The sequence below is a fragment of the Bradyrhizobium monzae genome (assembly GCF_021458635.1).
Classification (GTDB): Bacteria; Pseudomonadota; Alphaproteobacteria; order Rhizobiales; family Xanthobacteraceae; genus Bradyrhizobium.
The window spans coordinates 465646-492199 of sequence record NZ_JAIRDQ010000006.1 but is presented as its reverse complement, the minus strand read 5'-3'; the positions used below and the strand labels follow the sequence as shown (position 1 = coordinate 492199).

Here is a 26554-nt window from a genome sequence, read left to right as displayed (position 1 = left end):
CTGTCTATTCCGCCGCCTGCAAAATTGGCCCGGCCTTCTTCGGCGCGATCCAGAACGCGTCGGGCCGCTCGAACAGGAAGTCGGCGCGCAGCCGCAGCGCGCCCCGCCAGATCGCCAGTGATCCCAGCACGCCGACGATGGTGACGATCAGCGACACCGTGCCGATGTCGGCGATGATTCCGCTGCGCAGGAGCAGGGTGCGCGTCGCGGCCATCGGCAGGAAGAAGGCGAGATAGATCACGATCGAATGCTCGCCGCAGAAGCGCAGGAAGTTGCACCAGTGCATGCGCGCAAGCAGCGTACCGATCGTGATGATCGCGCATGCACCGGCGAAGCCGAGCGCGAGCGACAAGATCTTCCATTCGCTGGCGCCGAACGCAACGAGGCCGGTATTGATCAACGCCCAGCTCGCGAGCGCCGCGAGCGCCAGCGCGGGATGGTTTCGCGCACGATCGGACAGTGCGAACACGTAAGGCGCGAACAGATAGCCGGAATAGAAGTACACGAAGCGCGCACAGAATTCGTCGATCGCCGTCCAGCCGGTTGCGATGCGTGCCGTCTCCAGCGCGGCCGCCACGATCCAGATCGCGGGTGCGGGGATTCGTCGTGTCAGTTTTGTGACGACGAAGAAGATCGGCAGCAGGTAGATGAACCAGAGCGTGCCGAACGGCTCGATGAAGGATTCGAGATAGAGCAGGCCCGCGCCGCGCCAGCTGGTTTCGGCCGCGAAAGCAGGCGCCTTGAAAGCGAACTGGATTGTCACCCAGACGACATAAAAATAAGCGAAATGCACCACCTTGCGGTCGAGATAGGTTCGCCAGTCCCGATCGATCACCAATGGCAGGAACAGGCCCGAAATCAGGAAGAAGTCCGGCATCCGGAATGGCTTTGCGAAGGCCACCAGCACATGCATGAAACCGGTCTCGCCGGCGGCAAGCTCGACGCCCAGCACCGAATGCATCATCACGACCATGATGATGCAGATGCCCTTGGCATAGTCGACCCAATCGACACGCGCGGCCGCCAGGCCCCTGGTGCCTTCGCTCGCGGCGATTGTGCCTGATGGTGTCATGGTGTCCCTGATTGACGCGAGTTCCGCCGGGCTCTGTGTGAGCGTGGGGCAGTGTGGGGCCTTGTGGTTTACGACTTCTTTACTGGTACAAATCGCGTGCCGGTTTCGGAAATGCAGGCACTTCCTTCCCGACGGGAAAATGCTAAACCGCCCCGGAGTTGGGGTTTCGTTAACCAAGCCAAAGCAGGGATTTTCATGCGCATCGCGATGATCGGCACGGGGTACGTGGGACTGGTGTCCGGAGCCTGCTTTGCGGATTTCGGTCACGACGTCATTTGTGTCGACAAGGACGAGAAGAAGATCGCGGCGCTTCACCGCGGCGAGATTCCGATCTACGAGCCGGGCCTCGACGAGCTGGTCGCGACCAATGTGAAGGCCAAGCGCCTGAGCTTCACCACCGACCTGTCGAAGCCGGTCGCGGATGCCGACGCCGTGTTCATCGCGGTCGGTACGCCGTCGCGTCGCGGCGACGGCCATGCCGATCTCTCCTACGTCTACGCTGCCGCGAAAGAGATCGCGCAGTCGCTCTCCGGATTCACCGTCGTGGTGACCAAGTCGACCGTTCCGGTCGGCACCGGTGACGAGGTCGAGCGCATCATTCGCGAGGCCAATCCCAAGGCCGACGTCGTCGTCGCCTCCAATCCCGAGTTCCTGCGCGAGGGCGCGGCGATCCGCGACTTCAAATTCCCCGATCGCGTCGTCGTCGGCACGTCCGACGAGCGCGGCCGCAAGGTGATGGGCGACATCTATCGCCCGCTTTCGCTGAACCAGGCGCCGCTGATGTTCACGGAACGTCGCACCGCCGAGATGATCAAATACGCCGCCAACGCGTTCCTCGCGACCAAGATCACCTTCATCAACGAGATCGCGGATCTCTCCGAAAAGGTCGGCGCCAACGTCCAGGAGGTCGCGCGCGGCATTGGCCTGGACAACCGCATCGGCACAAAATTCCTGCACGCCGGTCCGGGCTTCGGCGGCTCCTGCTTCCCGAAGGACACCAAGGCGCTGATCAAGATCGCGCAGGACTACGACGTGAGCTTGCGCATCGTCGAATCCGTGCTGGCGGTCAACGAGAATCGCAAGCGCGCGATGGCGCGAAAAGTAAGCCAGGCACTCGGCGGCTCGCTGCGCGGCAAGACCATCGCCGTGCTTGGTCTCACCTTTAAACCTGATACGGACGACATGCGCGATGCGCCATCAATTCCGCTGGTCACCGGCCTCCTCGACATGGGCGCCAAGGTGAAGGCGTTCGATCCGGTCGGCATGGAGCAGGCCAAGGGCGAGCTGCCCAGCATCACCTATAGCGAGGACGCCTATTCCTGCGCTGAGGGCGCCGACGCGCTGGTCGTCGTCACCGAATGGGTGCAATTCCGTGGTCTCGATCTCGATCGGCTGAAGAGCGTCATGACGCAGCCTGTCGTCGTCGATCTCCGCAATATCTTCAACCCCGAAGACATGGCTGCGGCCGGCTTCACCTATGAGAGCGTCGGCCGCCCGCCAGTTCAGGGCTGACGATTACCGCGAATAATTCCATCATGGCCGGGCTTGTCCCGGCCATCCACGTCTTGTTCACTGCCAGACAGAACGTGGATGCCCGGGACTTTTGTGCGAAGACGCGCTCCGCGCTTTAGCCTGGGCATGACGAACGGATAGATACTTGCCCCGCAACTTCGACACGCCCCTCCCGATCGATGCCGTGCTCGATGACCTCTCGCGCACGCTGGAGGCGCACAACGCGGCCGTGCTGGTCGCCCCTCCGGGCGCCGGCAAGACCACGCGGGTGCCGCTGGCGCTGCTCGATGCGCCCTGGGCCAAGGGCAAGAAGATCATCGTGCTGGAGCCGCGGCGCATTGCGGCCCGCGCCAGCGCCGATCGCATGGCCAAGTCGCTCGGCGAGCGCGCCGGCGAAACGGTCGGCTATCGTGTCCGCTTCGGCTCGAAGATCTCGCGGGCCACACGCATCGAGGTCGTGACCGAAGGCATTTTCACGCGCCAGATCCTCGACGATCCCGAGCTCTCGGGCGTGGCCGCCATCCTGTTCGACGAATTCCACGAACGCTCGCTCGATGCCGACATGGGTCTGGCGCTGGCGCGCGATGCGCAGCAGGGCCTGCGAGAGGATCTGCGTATCCTGGTGATGTCGGCCACGCTCGATGGCGCGCGTGTCGCAAAGCTGCTTGGCGAGGCGCCTGTCGTCGAGAGCGAGGGCCGCGCCTTTCCGGTCGAGACCCGCTATCTCGGCCGCAAGGCGGATGCGCCGATCGAGCGACAGATGGCGGACGCGATCGCGTCGGCCCTACGTGCCGATAGCGGCTCGGTGCTCGCCTTTCTGCCGGGTGCCGCCGAAATTCGCCGCACCCAGAATTTTCTGGCGGAGCGCGTGCAGGATGCCAGCATCGAAATCGTGCCGTTGTTCGGCGCGCTCGATGCCGCCGTGCAGGACCGCGCCATCGCGCCCGCGCCCAAAGGGACGCGCAAGGTGGTGCTCGCGACCTCGATCGCCGAGACCTCGCTCACGATCGAAGGCGTGCGCATCGTCGTCGATTCCGGTCTTGCCCGCGTGCCGCGCTATGAGCCCGACATCGGCCTGACCCGGCTCGAGACCGTGCGCGCCGCGCGTGCCGCAGTCGACCAGCGCCGCGGCCGCGCCGGCCGTACCGAACCCGGCGTATGCTACCGGCTCTGGGACGAGCCGCAGACGGCGTCGCTCGCGCCTTACACCCAGCCGGAAATCTTGAGCGCCGATCTTTCCTCGCTGGTGCTCGATCTCGCGCAATGGGGCGTCGCGGATCCTGCTGCGTTGTCGTTCCTCGATCCCCCGCCGCAGCCGGCGTGGAAGGAAGCAAAAAGCCTGCTCTCCGAGCTCAATGCGCTCGACGGCGACGGCCGTATCACAGCCGAAGGCAAAAGCCTGCGCGCGCTGGCGCTGCCGCCACGGCTGGCGCGCATGATCGTGGATTCGCATCGCGCCGGAGCGGGCGAAGAAGCGGCCGAGATCGCGGCCATCCTCACCGAGCGTGGGCTAGGCGGTGACGGAGCCGATCTCGAGCATCGTCGCGACCAATTCCGCCGCGACCGTTCGCCGCGGGCGGCGAGCGCGCGCGATCTCGCGCGACGCTGGGCCTCGCAGGTCGCGGCGTCCGAGAAGGCAGGCCCGCAGGAGGATCTCTCCACCGGCCTGATGCTCGCCTATGCCTTCCCGGATCGCGTCGCGCGCAACCGCGGCAATGGCAGCTTCGTGCTTGCCAATGGCCGCGGGGCCGCGGTGGAGCAGACCTCGTCGCTCGCCCGCGCGCCCTATATCGCGATCGGCGAGATGACGGGAACGGCCGCGAGCGGCCGCATCCTGCTCGCCGCGCAAATCGCCGAAGACGACATCGAGCGGCATTTCGCCGAGCATATCGACACGGCCGACGAGATCTCCTTCGACCGCGGCGCGATGGCGCTGCGCGCGCGGCGCAAGCGGGTGCTGCATGCGATCACGCTGTCGGAGGCCACGCTTGCCGTGTCGCCCTCGGAAGACACCGCGCGCATTTTTGCCGACGGGCTGATCGCTGCCGGCCTTGACCGGCTGCCCTGGTCGAAGGCCGCCAAGCAATGGCGCGACCGCGTCATGTTCCTGCGCAAGGCCGAGGGCGATCGCTGGCCCGATCTCTCCGACGACGGGTTGAGCGCGCGGCGCGCCGATTGGCTGGTGCCGGCGCTCTACGACAAAATCGCGCTGAAGGACATCTCCGCCGGCGATCTTTCCGACGCGCTGATGGCGCTATTGCCGTGGGAGATGCGCGCGCGGCTCGACCGTGAGGCGCCGACGCATTTCGAGGCGCCCACGGGAAGCGTGCTCGCGATCGACTACGAGGCCGAGCAGGGGCCGACCATCGCCGTGCGCCTCCAGGAACTGTTCGGCCTCAACACCCATCCGTCGATTGCCGCCGGCAAGGTGCCGTTGGTGCTGGAATTGCTATCGCCGGCGCAGCGCCCGGTCCAGGTGACGCGCGATCTCCCCGGTTTTTGGCGCGGCAGTTACGCCGCGGTACGTTCCGACATGCGCGGCCGCTATCCCCGGCATCCCTGGCCCGAAGATCCGGCAAGCGCGCTGCCGACCCGGCGGGTCAAACCGCGCGGCACCTGAGAAATCACGCCCGGCCATTAACCGTACGCTCATCCTTTTCGTCAAAATGACACCGGCTCTGCCGTGGCGGCGCTCGCGGACCGGCGTGCCGCGTGATGAAATCGGGCTTTCGGCCCGGAAGTGATGTGATGCGTAACATTATGATCATCGCGGCCGTCATGATCGGCCTCGGCACGTTCATGGCGCAGATGGCGGACAAGATGAGCTCCGCGTCCGCTAGGTCAGCGCCGCAGACGACGGTCGCGGTTGCGACCACGGCGCCGGTCGGCGGCCGCAGCCTCAACATTCCCCGCGATGGCCGTGGCCACTTCCAGACCGACGGCCGTATCGACGGCCAGCGCATCGGCTTCATGGTCGACACCGGCGCCTCCGTGGTGGCGCTGAACGAGACCTCGGCCGCCCGCTTCGGCCTGCGTCCCTCGCGCAACGACTACAACGCCACCGTCACCACCGCCAACGGCACCATCAAGGCCGCGCGCACCCGCATCGCCATGCTGGATGTCGGCGGCCTCATCGTGCGTGACGTCGATGCCATGGTGCTGCCGGATGAGGCATTGTCCGAGAACCTGCTCGGCCTCTCCTTCCTGTCCCGCCTGAAGCGCTTTGAGTACGCCAACGGCCAGATGGTGCTTGAGCAGTAAGTTCGCCCCGCCTTGGGGGTCTCCCGTGGGGTAAACGGGGTGCTATATTCTGCCCATGAACAGCCCTGATGCGATAGCGATCCTGCGAAAGTCTGAGCCTGCTCTTCGCGAGCGGGGTGTTTTGCATGCTGCGTTGTTTGGCTCGGTGGCGAGGGGCGAAAATCACTCCGGCAGCGATGTCGACATCATGGTCGAGATCGATCCGGATGCGCGGATCACGGTCTTCGACTACGTCGAGCTCAAAGAGTATATCGCGAACCTTTTTGATGGGCAGGTTGAAGTCGTCAGTCGCGACGGCCTGAAATCATACGTCGCTCCCGCCGCGACGGCCGACGCTGTCTATGCCTTCTGATCGCACCGACGGGACTCTGCGAGACATCCTGCATCACATCGATTTGGCGACTGAGTTCGCCGGAGGTCTCGATCGCGAGGCATTCGCGGCGGATCTGCGGTCGGTCTATCCGGTGACGCGATGCCTGGAGATAATTTCAGAAGCGTCTCGCCGCCTTCCAGAGGAACTGAAGGCGAGGCACCCGCAATCGCATGGAGGCAGATGGCTGCGGCGGGCAATGTTTATCGCCACAATTATGAGGACGTTGCAGCCCATCTTCTGTGGGAGACCGTTCAACAGGCCCTGCAACCTCTCAGGGCGCGGTCGAAGATGAGATAGCGCGCCCATAGCCGACCTGGTCAGAATACCGGTCTCTTCCGGCGCATCATTTTCCGTTACCAAACTGCCGCAATTATCGGCCATAGGCCTTCGTTCCCGGCTTCCGTTGCGGCCCGGCATTCGCTAAGGCTGCAGCAATTCCTGCCCATTTCACGAGACCGTCTCAATGTTTCCCAAGCCGAAATCCGTGCTTTTGCCCAACACCTACGCCTTCGAATCCGAGCCGATGGTCAAGCCCACCGGCTTTCGCGAATACGACGCGCGCTGGTTGTTCCAGAAGGAAATCAACCTCATGGGCGTGCAGGCGCTCGGCATGGGGCTGGGCGCGCTGATCGCGGAACTCGGCGTCAAGCAGGAGATCGTCACGGGCCATGACTTCCGCGGCTATTCGGCCTCGATCAAATATGCGCTGATATCCGGCCTGATGGCGGCGGGCTGCAAGGTGCACGACATCGGCCTTGCGGTGACACCGATGGCCTATTTCGCGCAGTTCGATCTCGACGTGCCTTGCGTCGCCATGGTCACGGCCTCGCACAACGACAACGGCTGGACCGGCGTGAAGATGGGCGCCAACCGCCCGCTGACCTTCGGCCCCGATGAGATGACGCGGCTGAAGGAGATCGTGCTCAACGCCGATTTCAAGAACAAAGCCGGCGGCTCCTACCAGTTCCACGAAAACTATCCGGCGCGCTACATCGCCGACCTCACCAGCCGGCCGAAGCTCAAGCGCAAGCTCAAGGTCGTTGCGGCCTGCGGCAATGGCACGGCCGGCGCGTTCGCGCCGCAGGTGCTGGAAGCCATCGGCTGCGAGGTGATTCCGCTCGACACCGAGCTCGACCACACCTTCCCGAAATACAATCCGAATCCGGAAGACATGGAGATGCTGCACGCCATCCGCGATGCGGTGCTGCATCACAAGGCTGATGTCGGCCTCGGCTTCGACGGTGACGGCGACCGCTGCGGCGTCGTCGACAACACCGGCGAGGAGATCTTTGCCGACAAGGTCGGCGTGATGCTGGCGCGCGACATGTCGGCGATCCACAAGGACGCGCGGTTCATCGTCGACGTGAAGTCGACCGGCCTGTTCATCACCGATCCCGTCCTGCAGGCGCAGGGCGCCAAGACTGCTTACTGGAAGACCGGTCATTCCTACATGAAGCGCCGCACCAACGAGACGGGTGCGCTCGCGGGCTTCGAGAAGTCCGGCCACTTCTTCTTCAACAAGCCGTATGGACGCGGCTATGATGACGGTCTCGTCTCGGCGCTTGCGATCTGCGACATGCTCGACCGAGCGTCCGGCAAGTCGATGGCCGATTTGAAGAACGCGCTGCCGAAGACGTGGTCGTCGCCGACCATGTCGCCGCATTGCGCCGACGAGGTGAAGTACGGTGTCATCGACCAGGTGGTGAAGCACTTCGAAGGTTTGCAGGCCAAGGGTGCCAAGATCGGCGGCCAGTCGATCCGCGATCTCGTCACCGTCAACGGCGTGCGCGTCACGGTCGAAGACGGCAGCTGGGGCCTGGTGCGCGCCTCCTCCAACAAGCCCGAGCTCGTGGTCGTGGTCGAAAGCCCGGTCTCCGAGCAGCGCATGCACGACATGTTCGAGATGGTGAACAGCGTGCTGCGTACGCACCCCGAGGTCGGCGAGTATAATCAGAAGATCTGAACAGGAGCCGGCGAGCCTTCGCTTGCCGTATCCACCGCTGTCATCACCCGCGAAAGCGGGTGATCCAGTATTCCAGAGACGTTGGTGGGATACGGAGAAGCCGCGGCGTACTGGATTGCCCGGTCCTGATGCGCAATTGCGCATGAAGCCGGGCGATACAGCTTCCGTGCGGTGCGACTCAGGCCGCGACCACGGCCGGGATCGGCAGTGCCGTGACCGATTTGATCTTCTCCATCGCGAAACGCGAGGTGACGTTCTTCAGCGGTACGGCACTGATCAGCTTCTTGTAGAAGATGTCATAGGCCTGCATGTCCGCGACCACCACGCGAAGCATGTAATCGACGTCGCCGGCCATGCGGTAGAATTCCATCACCTCGGGCATGGCGCTGACCGCTTCAGCGAACTTCTTGAGCCAGGCGTCGGAATGATCCGAACTCTCCACCGACACGAACACGGAGATGCCGAGCCCGATCTTGTTCTGATCGACCAGCGCCACCCGCTTCAGGATCACGCCGTCGGCCTCCAGGCGCTGGATGCGCTTCCAGCAGGGGGTCGAGGACAGGCCGACGCGGTCGCCGATTTCGGCAACGGACAGGGAGGCATCGTCCTGCAGCACCATCAGGATCTTGCGGTCGATGGTGTCGAGGCGGCGGCTGGTCTCGGGGAGCTGGACAGCGAGTTCGGTCATTTGAAGAACTTTGTTCCAATATGAGGGTTTGTTTCCCTCATATAGAGAAAAATCTTCCCTCGCAACCCCATAATCTTGGCGCCGCCGCAGAATGGCTCTACATCTGAGTCCGCAAAAGCTCTTCAACTTCAATGCGTTGCGGGGCAGCGAGGCCGCCGCCATGGCGGGTGCATTTCAGTGCTGCGGCAGCCGCGGCGAATCGCAGCGCCTCCCGTATCTCGCCGCCCTCGGCGAGGCGGAGCGTGAAGGCGGCCTGGAAGGCGTCTCCGGCACCAAGCGTATCCACCGCCTCGACCGGAAAGGCCAGCGTCTCCTCGAGCACGCCCGTCTCGTTCAGCCAGATCGTGCCTTGCGGGCCGCGGGTAGCGGCGAGGAAGGCTGGCGTGAGCTTGGCGAGCCGCTTCAGCGCCTCGCCGTCGTCGGCGATATCGGCGGTCTCCTGCACCTGATCGCTTGAGAACAAGAGATGCGAGGCGGCCGTGAGCAGCGGGTCGGTCAGCGCCATCGCGCGATCGACGCCGACGATGACGGCAATCCCACGCCGCCGTGCCTCGGTGCAGAGGTCAATGCAGAAGGCGCCGCAGCGGCTTTCGACGAGGACAGCCCGACAATCGGCGAGGAGCTCGTCTGCATCCGATAGTTTCACGGTCCACAGCGCGGGATCGCGATAGATCGTCAGCGTCCGCTCGCCGGAGGGCTCGATCATGATCGCCGAGACCGGCGTCATCAGGCCCGGCATGCGCACGATTGCTTTGGACTCGATGCCCTCGGTGGCCATCAGATCGAGAATGAAGCGGCTCGATGTTTCACCGGCATCGCCCATGGGGCCCGCGAACGACGCGCGGCTGCCCAGCCGCGCAATCGCGATCGCAGCGTTGAGCGCGTTGCCGCCGCAAATTTCCGCAAAATGCGTCGCGTTCGCCTTGGTGCCACGCGCGGGCACGGCCTCGACCCGAAAGGTGAGGTCGCGCACGGGAATTCCGATGCAGAGGATGCGCGGCGCGATCCTTGATGCAGCCATCGGCGGTCAGCTCTTGTTGTGCACCCAGCGGCCGAGCAGGTGATGCGCAATGGCGAAGGGATGCGGGCCGGCGAGGCCGTCGGGATGCGTGCGCTTCAGCATCAGGGCAGCCTCCTCACGCGTGAACCAGCGTGCATCCTCGAGTTCTGAATGATCGACGACGACATCTTCGTTCAAGGCCCGCGCGCTGCAACCGATCATCAGGGATGACGGATAGGGCCAGGGCTGGGTCATGTAGTATTGCACGTCGGCGCAGCGGATACCTGATTCTTCGAGTATCTCGCGGCGTACCGCGTCCTCGATGGTCTCGGCGGCCTCGACGAAGCCGGCGAGGCAGGAATACATGCCCGGCGGAAACTGCTTCTGACGGCCGAGCAGGCATTTGTCTCCGGAGGAGACGTGCATGATCACGACCGGGTCGGTGCGCGGGAAATGTTCGGCCTTGCAAGCAGGGCATTCGCGCTTCCAGCCGCCTTCCTTCATCGCACTGCGGGCGCCGCAATTGGCGCAATAGCCGTGGCGCTGATGCCAGCCGACCATCGACTTCGCCATCGCGACCGCCGACAGCTCGTCGGGCGGGATCGCGCCCTGCATCGCCATGCCGCGCAGCTCGGTGACGGTGTAGTCCTCGCGGCCAATCATTTTCTCGGCGGCAGCCTGCGCCAGGCCCATGCCGAAGATCGCGGCGCCATCGCGCAAGCCCAGAAAGATCGTGCCGGGATTGGCGCCGCATTTCAGTGCCTCGTCGATTCCGAGCAGCGCGCGCGTCTTGTCGCCGTCGCGCTTCACCAGCAGCGAGTCGCGATAGACGATATAGGCGCGCGAGGACGGCTTTTGCTCCATCGCGAACAGCTTTTCGTCATCGCGGCGCAGATGCGCGGCGCGATCGAGGATGTTGGTGACGAAGGCCGGTTGCCCCAGCGGAAACGAGTCGAATGCTGACATTTCTTGTTCTTTCAACCCAACCAGATTTTTCGGCGAAGTGCGCTGATGAAATTCTGTACTTCAGTGGCGTCATGCGCCAGGGGCGGCATCACGCCCCAGACCGGCCGCGGCCAGGCGGCGTCGCTGGTGCGGCGCGCGATGATGTGAACGTGAAGTTGCGGCACGAGATTGCCGAGCGCTGCGACATTGAGCTTGTCGCATTTGGTGATTTCCTTCAGCGCGCGCGAGACGCGGGAGATCTCGGTCATCAGCTGCGCCTGCTGGACCTCGTCGAGGTCGATGATCTCGACCGCATCGGCGCGCCGCGGCACCAGCAGCAGCCAGGGATAATGCGCGTCCTTGATGACGAGCACTTTCGACAGCGGCAGATCGCCGATGTCGATGGTGTCCTCTTTCAGGCGGGAGTGCAGCGACCAGGCGGGATCGGACATATGCGTTTCCAGAATGCCCGATGGAGTCGGGCGCGTTTGGCCGAACCATACGATACCGATTCCCCGAGGGGAAGGATCGGGCCCGCGGGGGCGGCATGCTCCGCTGTCGTCCCGGGGCGCGCAAAGCGCGAACCCGGAATGACGGGCTTACGCCTCCGCCAGCACCCGCGCATTCGCGCGAACCGAGGCCTCACTCACGCGAATGCCGAGGCCGGGGCCGTCGGGCACGACAACGTGACCTCCGCGATTGGCAACGCGCTCTTCCAGCACGTCCTCGGTCAGCACGTGATGCGGCATGTAGAATTCGCAGCCGAGCGAGATGCCCGGCGTCGCCGCGATCAGCTGCGTGCCGGCGGCAAGGCCAATGCCGCCCTCCCACAGCGTGCCGCCATAGCCGGGCAGGCCGGCGATATCGGCGATCGCCATGATCGCCTGCGCCTCGAACAGGCCGCCGGCCTTCATCAGCTTGATCGAGATCGCGTCGGCCGCCTCGCGGCGCACGACCTCCATCATGTCGCGGCGGTCGAAGCAGCTTTCGTCGGCCAGAACGGGCGTTTCCAGCGCCGCGGCGAGCTGCGCCATCACGTCGAGAAATTTGCGCGGCACCGGCTGCTCGATGAAGGTCGGCGCGAACTCCTCGACATCGCGCAGGATCTTGATGGCGCCGAACGGCGCCAAGGCCTGGTTGTAGTCGACACGCAAATCGACCTTGTCGCCGAACTCCTTGCGGATCGCCGAGAGATGATCGAGGTCCTCGCGATGCGGTTTGACGCCGGTCTTGACTTTGTAGATGACGTTGCCGTCCGGAACCATTTTTCGCATGCGTTCGAGATCGGCGGCGAAATCCGGATCGGCAATCGAGAACGACAGCGGGATCGTGTCGCGCACGCGGCCGCCGAGCAGGTCGGCAACCGATAGACCCGACGATTTGCCGACGATATCGAGCAATGCCATCTCGACCGCGACTTTTGCTTCTGCATGGCCGACCAGCGCGCGGTCGAGCTCGGCCATCAGCGCGCGGATGCGGCGCACGGATTTGCCGAGCAGGATTGGCCTCAAGTAAATGTCGAGTGCTGCGAACGCCGCTTCAGCCGTTCCCGTGAACACCTCCCATGGCGCCGCCTCGCCCCAGCCGATGACACCGTCGCTCGAGGTGAGCTCGATCAGCACGCGCTTCACCGTACCCTTGACGTTGCCGACGCCCTGCAGGCGCGCCATCTTGATCGGGCTTTCGATCAGGAACAGGCGGAGACGTTCGATGGTGGCTTCGGTCATGTCAGGCCTCCATTGACGTGCCAGATCTGGCCTGTGACGTAGGACGCTCTTGGTGACGCCAGGAAGGCGATGATCTCGGCGACCTCTTCCGGCCGCCCGCGGCGGTGCATCGGGATCAGCGCCTCGGTCGCGGAGATCTGCTCCGGCGACAGCCGGCTCTCGCTCGGCTTGTCCTTGACGATGAGGCCCGGCGCGACCGCGTTGACATTGATGCCGTCTTTCGCAAGCTCGATCGCGCTCAGCCGCACCAGCGCTTCCAGCGCGGAGCGGCTCGCCGCCGTTGCTGCGAACGGCGAGAATTCGGGCCGGATCGCATGCGCCACGAAGGACGACACCGCGACGATCCGTGGATCTTGCCCCGCACGCAGCAGTGGAAGCGCCGCCTCGACCATCCGCGTGAAGGCCAGTGCCGATTCATCCATCGCCTGGCGAAACTGGTCCGCCGGCGTGCCGATCGCGCTGCCGCGGCGGGCGTGGCCGCCGACCAGGATCAGTCCGTCCAGCCGGCCGAAGGCGCGTTGCGTGGCGGAGAGTGCGTCGGTGACGGCTGCTTCCTCGGCGAGATCGCCGAGACATTTTGCGACCACAGCGCCCTTCGCTTGCACGTCCGCCGCAGTGGTGTCGAGCCCTTCGGCGTTCGAGCGCGTGTGCATCAGAAGCGCGACGCCTGGCGCCGCGAGCAATTTGGCGGTGGCGCGACCGATGCCGCTGGCGGCACCGGTGACGAGATAGACGCGGTCGATATCGGGCATCATGATGTCGCGTTGGCCGGCGGCAGGGCGCCGGTGCGGTGGAAATGGCTGAGGAAGGCGCGCGTGGCGGCTTCCCTTGGATTGTCGATCACCTGCCGCGCGGGGCCTTCCTCGACCACGATTCCGTCGCGCATGAAGATCAGGCGGTCTGCGACCTCGCGCGCGAACGCGATTTCATGGGTCACGATCACCATGGTCATGCCCTCGGAGGCTAGCTGCTGGATCACGCTCAGGACCTCGCCGACAAGCTCGGGATCGAGCGCCGACGTTGCCTCGTCGAACAACATGACATCCGGCTCCATCGCGAGCGCGCGTGCAATCGCGACGCGCTGTTTCTGGCCGCCGGAGAGCGTCGCCGGATATTGTTGGGCCTTCTCCGCAAGGCCCACCTTGGCGAGTTGGGCCCGCGCAAGCCTTTCGGCGTCGGCCTTGGCCATGCGACGCACCGTGACCGGTCCTTCCATCACGTTCTGTAGCGCCGTCATATGCGGGAACAGGTTGAAGTGCTGGAACACCATGCCGGTGGTGGCGCGGAATCTCGCGAGTGTCTTCACGTCGGGCAGCTTTGCGCCGTCGCCGAACTGGAACCGTGTATCGCCGACCCGGACGCTGCCGCCATCGGGTGCGACCAGCAGATTGATGCAGCGGAGCAGGGTCGACTTGCCCGAGCCGGACGGCCCGATCAGTGCCACCACGCCGCCCTTGGCAACATCGAGGCCGATGTTCTTCAGGACCTCGTTGCTGCCAAAACTCTTGCGCAGGCCACGGATCTCGATTTTCGAAGTGGTCTTGGACGTTTCGCTCATTCGCTGACCGCCAGTCGCTTCTCGCCGCGGCGGACGATGATGGTGAGCGGGATCAGGATCGCCGCATAGGCGACCGCGACGGCGGTGTAGGTTTCCAGCGGCCGGTAGCTGTCATGTGCGGCGACCTGGCTTTGATAGACCAGATCGGGCACCGCGAGCACCGAAACCAGCGAGGTGTTCTTGAACTGGATGATCGACTGGTTCATCAGCGCCGGGATCATGCGCTTGATCGCCTGCGGCAGCACGATACGCCGCATGCTTTGTCCCGGCGTCATGCCGAGTGCGGCGCCCGCTTCCGACTGGCCCTTGTCGATCGAGATGATGCCGCCGCGGATGATCTCCGAATAGAACGAACCGCCATAGAGCGACAGTGCCAGCGCAGAGGCCGTGATCGGCGTCATTTCGACCCCTGCGAGGATCGGCAGCGCGTAATAGAACCAGATCAGCTGCACCAGGATCGGCGTGCAGCGGAACGCCTCGATGAAGGTCAGCGCGGTGAAGCGCACGGCCCTGAACCGCGACAGGCTGCCGAAGGCACCGAACAGGCCGAACACGAGGCCAAGCAGCACGATCACCACGGTGAAGCCGACGGTGACGCCGAGCCCGTTGAGAAAGAGCCAGCGATAGCTCCAGAGGATGCCGAAGTCCCACTGATACATGCGTGTTTAACTCGTACCCGAGGTCAGTTCAGAAACTCGTCGTCATGCCCGGGCTTGTCCCGGGCATCCACGTTCTTGGTGCCGCGGGTAAGGCGTGGATGACCGGGACAAGCCCGGCCATGACGGTGCGGATGCGCCAGGCGAACTTACAGCGAAACGCCTGGCGGAATGTCCGCTTCGGTCACGCCCACCAGCTCCATGTTGGTGATGATCGCGTTGCGGATGAAGCCGAGGCCCTTATTGAAGTCGATCCAGGTGTTGACGTAATCGCGAAACGTCTTGTCGTTCTCGCGGCGGAAGCCTGCATTGGACGTGGTGGCGAAGATCGGCGTCGGCAGCACGAACTGGCCGAGCGAGGGGTTCTTCTTCAGCACCGTCAGCGACAGCATGGTGATCAGGCATTGCGCATCGACGCGGCCGGTCTGCAGTGCCGCGGTGGCGTCGTCGGCGGTCTTCAGCCGCGAGATCTGCGCCTTCGGCGTCAGGCGGCTGACGACCTGGTCGTGCGACGAGCCCTGGTCGACCGCGATCTTGACGTCGGGCGAGTTCAGCTCGGCCCAGCTCTTCGGCTTGAAGTCCTTCTTGCAGAGGATGCCGAAGGCGTTGTTGAAGACGGGCACCGAGAAATCGACCACCAGCGCGCGCTTCGGGGTCGGGTTGAGGCCAAAGAAGATGTCGATCTTGTTGGCCTGGAGATCGAGCACCGAATTGCCCCAGGTGGTTTCTGTGATCTCGAGCTCGGCCTCCATGTCGTCGGCCAGTCCCTTGGCGATGTCGATGTAGAAACCCTTCCACTGGCCGCTGGCGAGGTCCTTCATGTAATAGGGCGCCCCGCCGCCGACCGCGCCGATCCGCATCTTCTTGGTGCGGCGGATGCGGGCAAAGGTCGATTCGTTGGGATCGGCCGCGGTCTGCGCCACGGCCGGAGAGGCCAGCGCGGCCGCAGTCATCGCGCCAAGTCCGACAATCGATGCGACATCACGACGTGTAACCATTTTGAGGAATCGCTTTCCTGGTTGGATGAAGGTGTGTGGTTGATCTCGCGCAAAAAATTCGCCCATCAATCGGCGTAAGCTGATTGAAAAATGCTCTGGATCTCCGCGCACCCTTTGTTTCGGTTCAGCAGGAATTTAAGGCGCCGCCGGACGGGCCCTGTCAAGACTCGATTGCCTCAGGGATGAGCGGGGCCTTGAAGATAGGCACGGAGCCTATCGGCCATGACGCTTTCCGAGGCGAATGTCTGAGTCTGCGCTTCGCGGCAGAGTGCCGCGGCGATGCGCCAGGCGCGGTTCAGTGAGCGGGCCGGTCAAGCTATTTTCGCGAGAAAATTGAGAGACTTCGGCTGCTCGCCTTAAAAATGCGAACGCCGGGCAATGGTCGCCTGGGTGGAGGCAATTGACGCCGGCGCGTCAGGCGAACGGCACCTTGTCGGCGCCGTTCGCCGAAGACGGCGAGATGTCGGTGCGGATCGACCGCTCCTATTTTTCGGCCTCGGCGTGAATGGCCGCAAGATGTGAGAGCGCTTCACGGACACCGGCCCCGTAGGCGGGATCGGCCTTGGTGCAGTTGGCGATGTGCCGTTCCTGGATATGCACTGCCGCCCCGCCGACGGCGCGTGCCGTGTTGTCGAACAGGACCCGCCGCTGGGCCGGGTTCATCTTGCGGAACAGATTGCCCGGCTGCTGATAATGATCGTCGTCGACGCGGTGATCCCAATGTGCCGCTGCGCCGTCGATCTCTAGCGGCGGTTCGTTGAGGTCGGGCTGGTCGGTCCACTCGCCGCGGCTGTTTGGGAAGTAGGTGGGTGTTCCGCCCAGATTGCCGTCCGTCCGCATCGCGCCGTCTCGATGGTAGCTGTGATACGGACATTTCGGCGCATTGACCGGAATCAGGTGATGGTTGACGCCGAGGCGGTAGCGCGCGGCGTCGCCATAGGAGAACAGCCGCGCCTGTAGCATCTTGTCGGGCGAGAAGCTGATGCCGGGCACGACATGGGCCGGCGAGAACGACGCCTGCTCGACCTCGGCGAAGACGTTCTCTGGATTGCGGTTCAGCTCGAAATAGCCGACCTCGATCAGCGGAAACTCGCCCTTCGGCCAAACCTTGGTGAGGTCGAACGGGTTGAATGCAAATGCCTTGGCCTGATCGTCGGTCATGACCTGCACGAACAGCGTCCAGCGCGGGAAATCGCCGCGTTCGATGCTTTCGAACAGATCGCGCTGGTGAGTCTCGCGATCCTTGCCGATGAGTGTTTCCGCCTCGGCATCACTCAAATTTTCGACACCCTGCTGCGTCCGGAAATGAAACTTCACCCAGGTTCGTTCATTGGCGGCGTTGATGAGGCTGTAGGTATGGCTCCCGAAGCCGTGCATATGGCGGAAGCTTCTGGGAATGCCGCGCTCGCTCATCACGATGGTGACCTGATGCAGGGCTTCCGGCAACAGGCTCCAGAAATCCCAGTTGTTGTCGGCGCTTCGCATCCCGGTGCGCGGGTCCCGCTTGATCGCATGATTGAGATCGGGAAAGCGCAGCGGATCGCGGAAGAAGAACACGGGGGTGTTGTTGCCCACCATGTCCCAGTTGCCTTCCTCGGTGTAGAACTTCAATGCAAAGCCGCGGATGTCGCGTTCGGCGTCAGCTGCGCCGCGCTCGCCGGCCACCGTCGAGAAGCGCGCGAACATCGGAGTCTGCTTGCCGATCTCCGAGAAGATCCTCGCTTTGGTATGGCGGGAGATGTCATGCGTGACCGTGAAGGTCCCGAAGGCGCCGGATCCCTTGGCGTGCATGCGTCGCTCCGGAATCACTTCGCGATCGAAATGGGCGAGCTTCTCGATCAGCCAGACATCCTGAAGCAGTGCCGGGCCACGACGGCCGGCGGTCATGATGTTGAGATTGTCGCTAACGGGAGCACCCGTTGCGTGTGTGAGGTGGGGGCGCTTGTCGCTCATGTCGTCGTCTCCTGATTGATGATGTGGGTTGGGATTGGCAATCGACAGCGCAAAGCGGCTTCAGCCATGCCAATGGGAGTTGCGGATGACGCTGCAGAAATTGCCGCGGTGGAAATGCGGCTCCTTGTCGGCGATGACGTCGGCCTTGACGTTTCCGAACGTCGTGTCCGGCCTATGCCTGATGCCGTCGTAGAAGGCCTGGATGATGTCTTCCTTGAACTGCGGCGTTCGCGGAAACGCCTTCACGACCGCTTCACGCTCCGCGTCGGAATATTCGCGGTAGGTGAGCCCGAGAACGTCCATTTCGACGCCTGCGGTCACCAGCGCGACGACCGAATGCATGTGTTGAGGGATGCCCGGCGTGGTGTGCAGCGCGATCGCGGTCCAGACCGTGTAGGCGTCGGCTTCAGAAATGCCGTGGCTGCGCAGGAAGTCGCGCGCGGCGTGAGCGCCGTCGACCTCGAACCGTTCGTGTCTGCTGCCATGGCCCGGCACCAGGCCGATGTCGTGAAACATGGCGCCGGCGTAGAGCAGCTCGCGGTCGAATGTCAGCCCGCGGCGGACGCCGGCCATCGCTCCGAACTGGTAAACGCGGCTGGAATGGTTGAAGAGCAGGTCTGTTTCGGTATCGCGGATGTAATCGGTGATGGCGCGCGCCAGTTTGCTGTCGGGAATGATTGCGGCCTCGGTGATGTCTGACATGATCAGCTCCTGAAATTTCGGTCGCACCCAACGTAAATCCAGGCTACGTTGTCTTAAATCGACGTAATGCGTCTAAGACGGACAAATCCGGATCGAGGCGGACATGGGCGCAAAGCCGAAACCGAGGACGATCGTGATCGTGGCGCTGCCGGGCGTGCAGCTGCTCGACGTCGCCGGACCGCTCGATGTGTTTGCCGAGGCGAACGTGCAGGCCGGCTATCCGGCCTATGCCTTGTTCGTGGCGGGGGCTGAGCCGGGACCGATCCGCAGCTCTTCAGGCGTCCGGCTGATGCCTGACCGTATTGTCGACCGGGACTTCCAGGAACCCATCGACACCCTGTTGGTAGCGGGATGCCCGAACGCAGCCGAAGTCCCGACAGATGGAAGCGTTGTCGATTGGCTGCGGCGACGAACCTCAAGGACCCGCCGATTCGGCTCGGTGTGCAGTGGGGCCTTCTTCCTCGCCGCTGCCGGTCTCCTCGATGGCAGGCGAGTCACGACGCATTGGGCGGTTGCAGACACGCTGGCCAGAAAATTCCCGTCGGTTACGGTGGATAAGGATGCCATCTACGTCATCGACGGAAAGCTCCGCACAGCCGCCGGCGTGACCGCGGGGCTCGATCTCGCGCTGGCATTGGTCGAAGAAGATCTTGGACGCGACACGGCGATGAGGGTCGCGAGCCAGCTGGTGATGTTCTTCAAACGCCCAGGTGGGCAGATGCAGTTCACCCGCGGGGGCGAAGCTGTTCCCGCCGGCCGCGCAGCGCTGCAGGAGCTGCAGCGCTGGGTCGCCGCCAATCCCGGGCTCGACCACAGCGTTGCCAGCCTGGCGACGCGCATGGAGCTGAGCTCGAGGCACTTTGCACGACTGTTCCGCGCCGAGGTGGGCGTTACGCCTGCGACTTGGGTCGAGGAAGCCCGCGTCAATGCGGCGAGGCGGCTGCTCGAGTTCGGCAATGAAGCGCCGAAGCAGGTGGCATTGCATTGTGGCTTTGCCGACGCCGATACACTGCGTCGTGCATTCCATCGCCATGTCGGCGTGACGCCTGCCGAGTACCGCAAGCGATTTGCGCGAATCACCGAAGTTCCACGGCGCGAGCGTTGAGGGCCTGTCGGATCCAAACGGGCCGGCGGTCGTCCCTCCAACGGAGGACGAGATCCGTGGATACCCGCTTGCTTTCCCGCCCTTTTGGCCCCAAATAGGGACCGGGAGATTGGCGGTGGACGAGCCACTCGCCAACCGGGTCAGGTCCGGAAGGAAGCAGCCCTAACGAGGTCCGGATCGGGTCGCTCGTCAGTCTCCTACCTGTTTTTTCGAGCGAATTGCGCCGGCGGGCTTCCCGCCAGCGCGCTCCTGTCCGCAAAAGCCAGCCGAGAGACATTCCATTGCGGATTGACCGATGACCGACGCTGGCGCCCCTCCCACTCCAGACAGCGCCGGCCAGGCCGCCAACGCGCCCTACCGCGTGCTGGCGCGCAAATACCGCCCTTCGAGCTTCGATGATCTGATCGGCCAGGAGGCCGTGGTCCGCACCGTCTCCAATGCATTCGAGACCGGGCGCATTCCACAGGCCTGGATCCTCACCGGCGTCCGCGGGGTCGGCAAGACCACCACCGCGCGCATTCTGGCCCGCGCGCTCAACTACGAGATGCCGGACGGCTCGGTGAAGGGCCCGACCATCCACATGCCGACGCTCGGCGTGCATTGCCAGGCGATCATGGAAAGCCGGCACATGGACGTGCTGGAGATGGACGCGGCGTCGCATACCGGCGTCGACGATGTCCGCCAGATCAATGACAGCGTGCGCTACGCGCCGGCCAGCGCCCGCTACAAGGTCTACATCATCGACGAAGTCCACATGCTGTCGACGGCGGCGTTCAACGCCTTCCTGAAGACGCTTGAGGAACCGCCGGAGCACGCCAAATTCGTGTTCGCCACGACGGAAATCCGCAAGGTTCCGGTGACCGTGCTGTCGCGCTGCCAGCGCTTTGACCTGCGCCGCGTCGAGGCCGACGTGCTGATGAAGCACCTTGCGAACATCGCGGCGAAGGAGAGCGTCGAGATCGAGCCGGAGGCGCTCGGCATCATCGCACGCGCGGCGGAAGGCTCGGTGCGCGACTCTCTGTCGCTGCTCGATCAGGCCATCGCGCATGCGGCGGGCCAGGTGAAGGCCGATGCGGTCAGGCAGATGCTGGGCCTTGCCGACCGTACCCGCGTCATCGATCTCTTCGATTCGCTGGCGCGCGGTGACATTGCAAGCGCCTTCAAGGAGTTCCGCGACCAGTACGACGTCGGCGCAGATCCGATCGTCGTGCTCTCGGATCTCGCCGAGTTCGTCAATTTCGTCACCCGCGTGAAGATCGTGCCGGCGACCGCCGACAACGTGGCCTATGGCGAGACCGAACGCGTGCGCGCGAAGGATTTCGCCTCGAAAATCTCGATGCGCGTGCTGTCGCGGATGTGGCAGATGCTGCTCAAGGGCATCACCGAGGTGCAGGCCGCGACGCGGCCCGCCGCGGCCGCCGAGATGGTGCTGGTGCGCATCGCCTATGTCGCCGACCTGCCGACGCCGGACGAAGCGATCAGGATGCTGGAGCAGAACGGCGGCGGTTCGCCGGTCGCGAGTGGTGCTGCGCGCAGCGGCGCGCCGGCGGCACCGATGGCCTCCGCGGCGTTCGTGACCTCTGCTGCGCCGGTTCGCATGCCGACCTCATCGCCGACAGCGTTCGGCGGCGGCGCCCGGCCGCAGATGGCGGCACCTGCGCCGGATCCGCAAGCGGCCGCACCCCAGCTGCGCATCACGAGTTTCACCCAGCTCGTTGCGCTCGCCAGCCAGAAGCGCGATGTCATGACCAAGGGCGCGCTCGAAGGCGACATGCGCCTCGTTCGTTTCGAGGAGGGCCGGCTGGAAGTCGCGCTCGAGCCGAACGCTTCCAAGACCATGATCTCCGAGCTTGCGCGCAAGTTCGAGCAGTGGACCGGCCGCCGCTGGACCGTGATCGTCTCCAATGAGCAGGGCCAGCCGACGCTGCGTTCGGTGAGCCACGCGGCCAAGCAGGAACACGCGCGCACCGCCGAGGCCGATCCGCGCGTGCAGGAGGTGCTGTCGCGCTTCCCCGGCGCGAAAGTCGTCGAAGTCCGCAGACTTGCGCCCGAGACGCCGGAATCCAATATTAACGCCGACTATGGCTCTGACGATCCGCCCGACGGTTCCGACGCCGACGACGATCTCTAGACCCGACCTTTCCAAGGACGAACACGCACTTTGAGGACAAGGACTCATGGCTGATTTTCTCGGCATGATGAAGCAGGCGGCGCAGCTGCAATCCAAGATGCAGGAGATGCAGGAGCAGCTCGCCAATGTGGAGGTCGAGGGCATCTCCGGCGGGGGTCTCGTCGCCGTGCGCATGACCGCGAAGATGGACGTCAAGGGCATCAAGATCGATCCCTCGCTGATGAAGGCCGAAGAGCGCGAGGTGCTGGAAGATCTGCTCGTCACCGCGCTCGGTGATGCTCGCCGCAAGGCGGAGACGGCGATGCAGGAGAAGATGCAGTCGCTGACCGGCGGGCTCGGCCTGCCGCCGGGGCTGTTCGGCCAGTAATATGGGCGCGGTCGCAGGTCCCGAAATCGAGCGGCTGGTCCAGCTTCTCGCGCGGCTGCCGGGCTTGGGCCCGCGCTCGGCGCGGCGCGCGGCGCTGCATCTGATCAAGAAGCGCGAAGCGCTGATGATGCCGCTGTCGTCGGCATTGCAGGTTGCGCTGGACAAGGTTCAGGTCTGCAAGACCTGCGGCAACATCGACACGCAGAATCCCTGCACCGTCTGCATCGACCCGAAGCGCGATCCGGCCATCATCGTCGTCGTCGCCGACGTCGCCGATCTCTGGGCGCTGGAGCGGGCCAATGCGACCCAAGGGCGCTACCACGTGCTGGGCGCGACCCTGTCGCCGCTCGACGGTGTCGGCCCGCAGGACCTCACCATCGACGCGCTGGTCGCACGTGCGCATGCGGCCGAGGTGCACGAGATCATTCTTGCGCTGAATGCGACGGTCGACGGGCAGACCACCGCGCATTACATCACCGACCTGCTTCAGGACGCCAACGTAAAAGTAACCCGGCTCGCCCATGGTGTGCCTGTCGGTGGCGAGCTTGATTATCTCGACGAGGGCACGCTATCGGCCGCGATGCGGCAGCGGACCCTGTTCTAGCCATCCAGACTTGACGGAACGGACGACATGACGAAACTTTTCGCCACACGATCGGCTTTGGTCGCGACGATGCTGCTGCTGGTGACACCGGCCATCGCCGCACAGCAGGACGGCGAGGCGGCGGCGCCGCCGTCGAAGCCCGGCAAGCCGATCAGCACCGGCGAGGTGCTTTCGGGCGAGCTGAACGCCATGAAGGTCCGCGACATCAAGAACGCCGGCAAGCGAATCGCGATGTACCAGATCACCTCAGAGCCACGCCGCCTGCCGGCGCCGAACGGACTGTGCGATCTCGAGACCGGGCCTGAAACCTTTCAGCTCGTCACCTCCAGCGACGCGCAGGCCACGCAGCTGAAATCGTTCGTCGGCAAGGAGATCTCGGTCAAGGTCGACGAGATCGCCTGCGCCAGCGATCCCGGCCAGATGAGCGAGGCCGTGGTGACGAAGTGGAGTTTAGTGCGGAAGTAAGGGGCATCGCGGGCGTGGCGCGTGCCGGGCCTAAACCCGCACCGGCCCCAGCGCCTCAAAATGCCCGCGCTTCTGCAGCCACGTCAGCAGCACCAGGCTCGGGATCGCCACCAGCACGCAGATCACGAAGAACAGCGGCCAGCCGGTCGTATCAGCCACGAAGCCGGCGCCCGACGAGAGATAGGTCCGCCCCACCGCCGCGAGCGCGGTGAGCAGCGCATATTGCGTCGCCGTGTGCAGCGGGTTCTGGCACAGCGCCGAGAGATAGGCGACGAAGATCACGGTGCCGACGGCGCTGGTGAAATTCTCGCAAGTGATGGCGAAGGCGAGCGCCCACTGGCTGGCGCCTGCGACCGCGAGCCAGGAGAAGGACAAGTTGGCGAGCGCCTGCACCACGCCCCCGATCCACAGGGCTGTCGCCAGCGAGTAACGCCGCGCGACAAAACCGCCGGCAAAACCGCCGATCAGCGTCGCAGCGAGCCCGACGCCCTTCACGATCGCCGCATAGTCGTTGCGGGTGAAACCGAGGTCGATCACGAATGGCGCCGTCATCGTTCCCGAGAACGCATCGGTGAACTTGAACAGCACGACGAAGGCGAGCGCCGCCATCGCGTCCTTGCGCGAGAGGAATTCGGAGAAGGCGCCGATCGCCGCGTGCAACACGCGCGCGAACGCGGTCTCGGTTTGCGTCGCGGCTTCCGCCCGCACCGATTGCTCGGGCTCGGTCGCGACGAGCGCCGTGATGGTCCCGATCAGCACCATCGCCGCCATCACCACATAGCCCCACATCCAGGCTGAATTGCGCGTGACGCCGGTGCTCTCGAAGCCGGAGACGATGAACAGCGCGCCCGCGGTCGAGACCAGCATGCCGATGCGATAGGCCGCGACGTAGGCGGCCATGCCGGCGGCCTGCTCGCCCTCGGGCAGGCTCTCGACGCGGAAGGCGTCGACCACGATGTCCTGCGTCGACGACGTCGTCGCCACCAGCAGCGCACCGAGTGCGACATAGAACGGCGAGCGTGCCGGATCGGTCATCGCCAGCAGCAGGATCGCGACGATCAGCAGCAATTGCGAGAACAGCAGCCAGCCCCGCCGCCGCCCGAATGCGCGCGTGAACAACGGGACATGCAGCGCATCCACCAGCGGTGCCCACAGGAATTTCAGCGTGTAGGGCGTGCCGACCAGCGCAAACAGTCCGATGGTCTTGAGATCGACCCCGGCCTCGCGCATCCACACCAGCAGCGTCGAGCCGGACAGCGCCAGCGGCAGCCCGGACGAGAAGCCAAGGAACAGCACGATCAGCACCCGCGGCTGCAGGTAGACAGCCAGGCTGTCGCGCCAGGAGGTCGCAGGGGGAGAGGTCGCGGCAGGGGAGGTCGCGTCGGGTGCGGTCATGGGGAGGTGTTAGCAGATTCTGGGGGCGCTGCCTCGGCTACAAAACCGTCATGCCCGGGCTTAGCCGTCCTAAGGACGGCGTCGCTTCCGCTCGCCTACGTCCCGCGCATCCACGTTCTTGGTGCCGTCGAAAAGGCGTGGATGGCCGGGACAAGCCCGGCCATGACGACTCGGCCTCACTCCCCCGCCTGGAGTTTCCTTGGAAACAGCTCCGGCGTGCCCGTTGTCACCAGCCGCGGGCCGTCTGCGGGCGCGTCGGTCTTGCTGAAATCGAGCTCCTCGATTCGCCCTGCACGCTTTTCGATCTTGTCGGCGGAGATCAGGATCTGGCGGACGTCCTCGTTCGCGTCGGCGAAGTGCTTCTGCAATTTCAGCACGCGGTCGCGCAGGCGGCCGAGATCGTCGCCGAGCTTGATCACCTCGGTCTGGATCTGGTCGGCGGCGTCGCGCATGCGCGCGTCCTTCATGATCTGCTGCATCACCTGGATCGCGAGCATCAGCAGCGACGGCGACACCAGCACGACCTTGGCGCGATAGGCCTTCTGGATCACGTCGTCGAAACCGTCATGGATCTCGGCGTAGACGGATTCCGACGGCACGAACATCAGCGCCATCTCCTGGGTCTCGCCGGTGACGAGGTATTTTTCCGCGATGTCGCTGACATGCTTCATCACATCGCCGCGCAACCGTTGAGTGGCAGCGCGCTTCTCCTCGTCGGTGCGGGCATCGTGCAGCGCCGTCATCGCTTCCAGTGGAAACTTCGCATCGATGCAGAGCGGGCGCTGGTCGGGCAGGAACACGACGCAGTCGGGCCGCTTGCCGGTCGAGAGCGTGAACTGGAATTCGTAAGCGCCCTTCGGCAGGCCGTCCTGGACGATCGCCTCCATCCGCGCCTGGCCAAAGGCGCCGCGCGACTGCTTGTTGGCGAGCACGTCGCGCAACGTCGTCACCTGCGTGGTGAGGTCGGTGAGGTTCTTGTGCGCGTTGTCGATGATGCCGAGTCGCTCGTGCAGCGCGCGCAGGCTCTCCATGGTGTTGCGGGTCGAGTGCTCCATGGACTGGCCGACCCGATGGGTCACCGAATCCAGCCGCTCGTTGACCGCGCGCGCCATCTCGGCCTGGCGGCCGGCCAGGGCCTGGGTCATGGCGTCGGCCCGGCCGGCGGCCTCGCTCTGGGCGTGCAGCACCTGGCTCAGCCGCTCCTCCAGCTCGTCGGCCCGGATGGCGTGTGCCATTGCGAGTTCCGCGCCGCGCCGCCCGGAGCGCGCGATCACGACCGCAATCAGCACGAGAAGGATGAGAACCAGGGCGCCGAAGCCGATCAGCGCGTCGATCGTGCGCACCGGCCAGTCGCCCAGCATGAAAATGATCTCGTTCATGCCTGCTCTTCTACCCGATTCGCCGGGGCGCACGAACGAATAGCGAACATTTATGGTTAACCGATCCCTCATTTTTATGGTTAACAAAACCTGACGTTTTATGGTTAGCGGACCGTTAACGCAGTTCCCGACCGCATTGACCGCTTGTCACGCGCGGCTTAAATCGCGGCCATGGCCCTACGAGAAATCATCATCCTGCCCGACAAGCAGCTGCGCCTGGTCTCCAAGCCGATCGAGAAGGTCACGCCGGAGATCCGCAAGCTTGCCGACGACATGTTCGAGACCATGTACGACGCGCCCGGCATCGGGCTGGCGGCGATCCAGATCGCGCAGCCGCTGCGGCTGATCACGATGGATCTCGCCAAGCCCGATCAGGACGGCGAGACCAAGCCGGAGCCGCGGGTCTTCATCAATCCCGAGATCATCGCGTCCTCCGAGGACCTGTCGATCTACGAGGAAGGCTGCCTGTCGATCCCCGAATATTACGAGGAGGTCGAGCGGCCGGCGAAGGTGCGCGTGCGCTTCACGGATCTGGACGGTAAGCTGCACGAAGAGGACGCCGAAGGCCTCTACGCCACCTGCATCCAGCACGAGATCGACCATCTCAACGGCGTGCTGTTCGTCGACTATCTCTCGAAGCTCAAGCGCGACCGCGTGCTCAAGAAATTCGAGAAAGCCGCCAAGCGCGTGGAGTAACCAG

General features: G+C 64.4%; 25 protein-coding genes, 1 other RNA gene and 1 pseudogene. 13 read left to right on the top strand and 14 right to left on the bottom strand.

The annotated features are described in order from the left end of the window. Window positions 1-4 precede the first annotated feature (4 nt). Entirely contained in the window at window positions 5-1072 is a 1068-nt protein-coding gene (locus K3F49_RS24170) for an acyltransferase family protein (RefSeq protein WP_234683434.1), read from the bottom strand. A 195-nt stretch (window positions 1073-1267) separates the two neighbouring features. On the opposite strand from K3F49_RS24170, the gene K3F49_RS24165 reads away from it, so the two are divergent. The 6 genes and pseudogenes from K3F49_RS24165 (at window position 1268) to K3F49_RS24140 (ending at window position 8181) form a co-directional block, all read left to right on the top strand. Beyond that, window positions 1268-2584: a UDP-glucose dehydrogenase family protein gene (locus K3F49_RS24165; protein ID WP_234683433.1), complete on the top strand. Its 1317-nt coding sequence runs from the start codon at window positions 1268-1270 to the stop codon at window positions 2582-2584. Between the two features lie 145 nt (window positions 2585-2729). Then, window positions 2730-5204 carry an ATP-dependent helicase HrpB gene (hrpB, locus tag K3F49_RS24160; RefSeq protein ID WP_234683432.1) on the top strand — a complete coding sequence of 825 codons (2475 nt, stop codon included), beginning with the start codon at window positions 2730-2732 and terminating at the stop codon, window positions 5202-5204. 128 nt (window positions 5205-5332) lie between these two features. After that, window positions 5333-5845 (top strand): TIGR02281 family clan AA aspartic protease, encoded by a 513-nt coding sequence (locus tag K3F49_RS24155; protein WP_234683431.1) that lies wholly within the window; start codon window positions 5333-5335, stop codon window positions 5843-5845. Between the two features lie 55 nt (window positions 5846-5900). Continuing rightward, on the top strand, window positions 5901-6197 hold the full coding sequence (locus K3F49_RS24150) for a nucleotidyltransferase family protein (RefSeq protein WP_234683430.1): 297 nt from the start codon (window positions 5901-5903) through the stop codon (window positions 6195-6197). Further along, a pseudogene (locus K3F49_RS24145) lies at window positions 6187-6515 on the top strand (HepT-like ribonuclease domain-containing protein). The gene K3F49_RS24150 and the pseudogene K3F49_RS24145 overlap by 11 nt, the downstream one beginning before the upstream one ends. 166 nt (window positions 6516-6681) lie before the next feature. Then, complete coding sequence (locus K3F49_RS24140) at window positions 6682-8181, top strand: phosphomannomutase/phosphoglucomutase (RefSeq protein WP_234683429.1); 1500 nt, start codon at window positions 6682-6684, stop codon at window positions 8179-8181. Between the two features lie 178 nt (window positions 8182-8359). Here the strand turns inward: K3F49_RS24140 and K3F49_RS24135 are convergent, their stop codons facing one another. The 11 genes from K3F49_RS24135 to K3F49_RS24085 all read right to left on the bottom strand — a co-directional run bounded on the left by K3F49_RS24135 (window position 8360) and on the right by K3F49_RS24085 (window position 18408). Further along, window positions 8360-8869 (bottom strand): Lrp/AsnC family transcriptional regulator, encoded by a 510-nt coding sequence (locus K3F49_RS24135; RefSeq protein ID WP_234683428.1) that lies wholly within the window; start codon window positions 8867-8869, stop codon window positions 8360-8362. 97 nt (window positions 8870-8966) lie between these two features. Then, window positions 8967-9890, bottom strand: coding sequence for a PfkB family carbohydrate kinase (locus K3F49_RS24130; RefSeq protein ID WP_234683427.1), 924 nt, complete (start codon window positions 9888-9890; stop codon window positions 8967-8969). A 6-nt stretch (window positions 9891-9896) separates the two neighbouring features. Beyond that, window positions 9897-10835, bottom strand: a complete 939-nt coding sequence (gene nudC / locus K3F49_RS24125) for an NAD(+) diphosphatase (RefSeq protein ID WP_234683426.1) — start codon at window positions 10833-10835, stop codon at window positions 9897-9899. A gap of 11 nt (window positions 10836-10846) precedes the next feature. After that, on the bottom strand, window positions 10847-11266 hold the full coding sequence (locus tag K3F49_RS24120) for an HIT domain-containing protein (RefSeq protein ID WP_092226841.1): 420 nt from the start codon (window positions 11264-11266) through the stop codon (window positions 10847-10849). A gap of 147 nt (window positions 11267-11413) precedes the next feature. Continuing rightward, window positions 11414-12541, bottom strand: a complete 1128-nt coding sequence (locus tag K3F49_RS24115; RefSeq protein ID WP_234683425.1) for a muconate cycloisomerase family protein — start codon at window positions 12539-12541, stop codon at window positions 11414-11416. Next, window positions 12538-13293, bottom strand: a complete 756-nt coding sequence (locus tag K3F49_RS24110) for an SDR family NAD(P)-dependent oxidoreductase (protein ID WP_346657344.1) — start codon at window positions 13291-13293, stop codon at window positions 12538-12540. The genes K3F49_RS24115 and K3F49_RS24110 overlap by 4 nt, the downstream gene beginning before the upstream one ends. Continuing rightward, window positions 13293-14099, bottom strand: coding sequence for an amino acid ABC transporter ATP-binding protein (locus K3F49_RS24105; RefSeq protein ID WP_234683423.1), 807 nt, complete (start codon window positions 14097-14099; stop codon window positions 13293-13295). Before K3F49_RS24105 ends, K3F49_RS24110 begins: the two co-directional genes overlap by 1 nt. After that, window positions 14096-14758 carry an amino acid ABC transporter permease gene (locus K3F49_RS24100; protein ID WP_234683422.1) on the bottom strand — a complete coding sequence of 221 codons (663 nt, stop codon included), beginning with the start codon at window positions 14756-14758 and terminating at the stop codon, window positions 14096-14098. The genes K3F49_RS24105 and K3F49_RS24100 overlap by 4 nt, the downstream gene beginning before the upstream one ends. A 146-nt stretch (window positions 14759-14904) precedes the next feature. After that, entirely contained in the window at window positions 14905-15753 is an 849-nt protein-coding gene (locus K3F49_RS24095; protein ID WP_148775942.1) for a transporter substrate-binding domain-containing protein, read from the bottom strand. A gap of 483 nt (window positions 15754-16236) precedes the next feature. Next, window positions 16237-17706: a catalase gene (locus K3F49_RS24090; RefSeq protein ID WP_234683421.1), complete on the bottom strand. Its 1470-nt coding sequence runs from the start codon at window positions 17704-17706 to the stop codon at window positions 16237-16239. A gap of 60 nt (window positions 17707-17766) precedes the next feature. Continuing rightward, entirely contained in the window at window positions 17767-18408 is a 642-nt protein-coding gene (locus tag K3F49_RS24085) for an HD domain-containing protein (protein ID WP_234683420.1), read from the bottom strand. A 103-nt stretch (window positions 18409-18511) separates the two neighbouring features. Here K3F49_RS24085 and K3F49_RS24080 point away from each other — a divergent pair, with 103 nt between their 5' ends. From K3F49_RS24080 to K3F49_RS24055, 6 genes are all read left to right on the top strand, one after another. Continuing rightward, window positions 18512-19513, top strand: coding sequence for a GlxA family transcriptional regulator (locus K3F49_RS24080; RefSeq protein ID WP_234683419.1), 1002 nt, complete (start codon window positions 18512-18514; stop codon window positions 19511-19513). Between the two features lie 104 nt (window positions 19514-19617). Continuing rightward, window positions 19618-19714: signal recognition particle sRNA small type (ffs, locus tag K3F49_RS24075), an RNA gene on the top strand. A gap of 94 nt (window positions 19715-19808) precedes the next feature. Then, on the top strand, window positions 19809-21644 hold the full coding sequence (locus K3F49_RS24070; RefSeq protein WP_234683418.1) for a DNA polymerase III subunit gamma/tau: 1836 nt from the start codon (window positions 19809-19811) through the stop codon (window positions 21642-21644). A 46-nt stretch (window positions 21645-21690) separates the two neighbouring features. Further along, entirely contained in the window at window positions 21691-22011 is a 321-nt protein-coding gene (locus K3F49_RS24065) for a YbaB/EbfC family nucleoid-associated protein (protein WP_212303945.1), read from the top strand. A gap of 1 nt (window position 22012) precedes the next feature. Further along, a complete protein-coding gene (gene recR, locus K3F49_RS24060; RefSeq protein ID WP_212303944.1) occupies window positions 22013-22615 on the top strand; it encodes a recombination mediator RecR in 603 nt (200 codons plus the stop codon). Window positions 22616-22642: 27 nt separating this feature from the next. Beyond that, window positions 22643-23080: a hypothetical protein gene (locus K3F49_RS24055; protein WP_234683417.1), complete on the top strand. Its 438-nt coding sequence runs from the start codon at window positions 22643-22645 to the stop codon at window positions 23078-23080. Between the two features lie 30 nt (window positions 23081-23110). Here the strand turns inward: K3F49_RS24055 and K3F49_RS24050 are convergent, their stop codons facing one another. Next, on the bottom strand, window positions 23111-24475 hold the full coding sequence (locus tag K3F49_RS24050; protein WP_234683416.1) for an AmpG family muropeptide MFS transporter: 1365 nt from the start codon (window positions 24473-24475) through the stop codon (window positions 23111-23113). A 176-nt stretch (window positions 24476-24651) separates the two neighbouring features. Then, a complete protein-coding gene (locus K3F49_RS24045) occupies window positions 24652-25854 on the bottom strand; it encodes a DNA recombination protein RmuC (protein ID WP_234683415.1) in 1203 nt (400 codons plus the stop codon). Between the two features lie 171 nt (window positions 25855-26025). Here K3F49_RS24045 and def point away from each other — a divergent pair, with 171 nt between their 5' ends. Further along, complete coding sequence (def, locus tag K3F49_RS24040) at window positions 26026-26550, top strand: peptide deformylase (protein WP_234683414.1); 525 nt, start codon at window positions 26026-26028, stop codon at window positions 26548-26550. Window positions 26551-26554 lie beyond the last annotated feature (4 nt).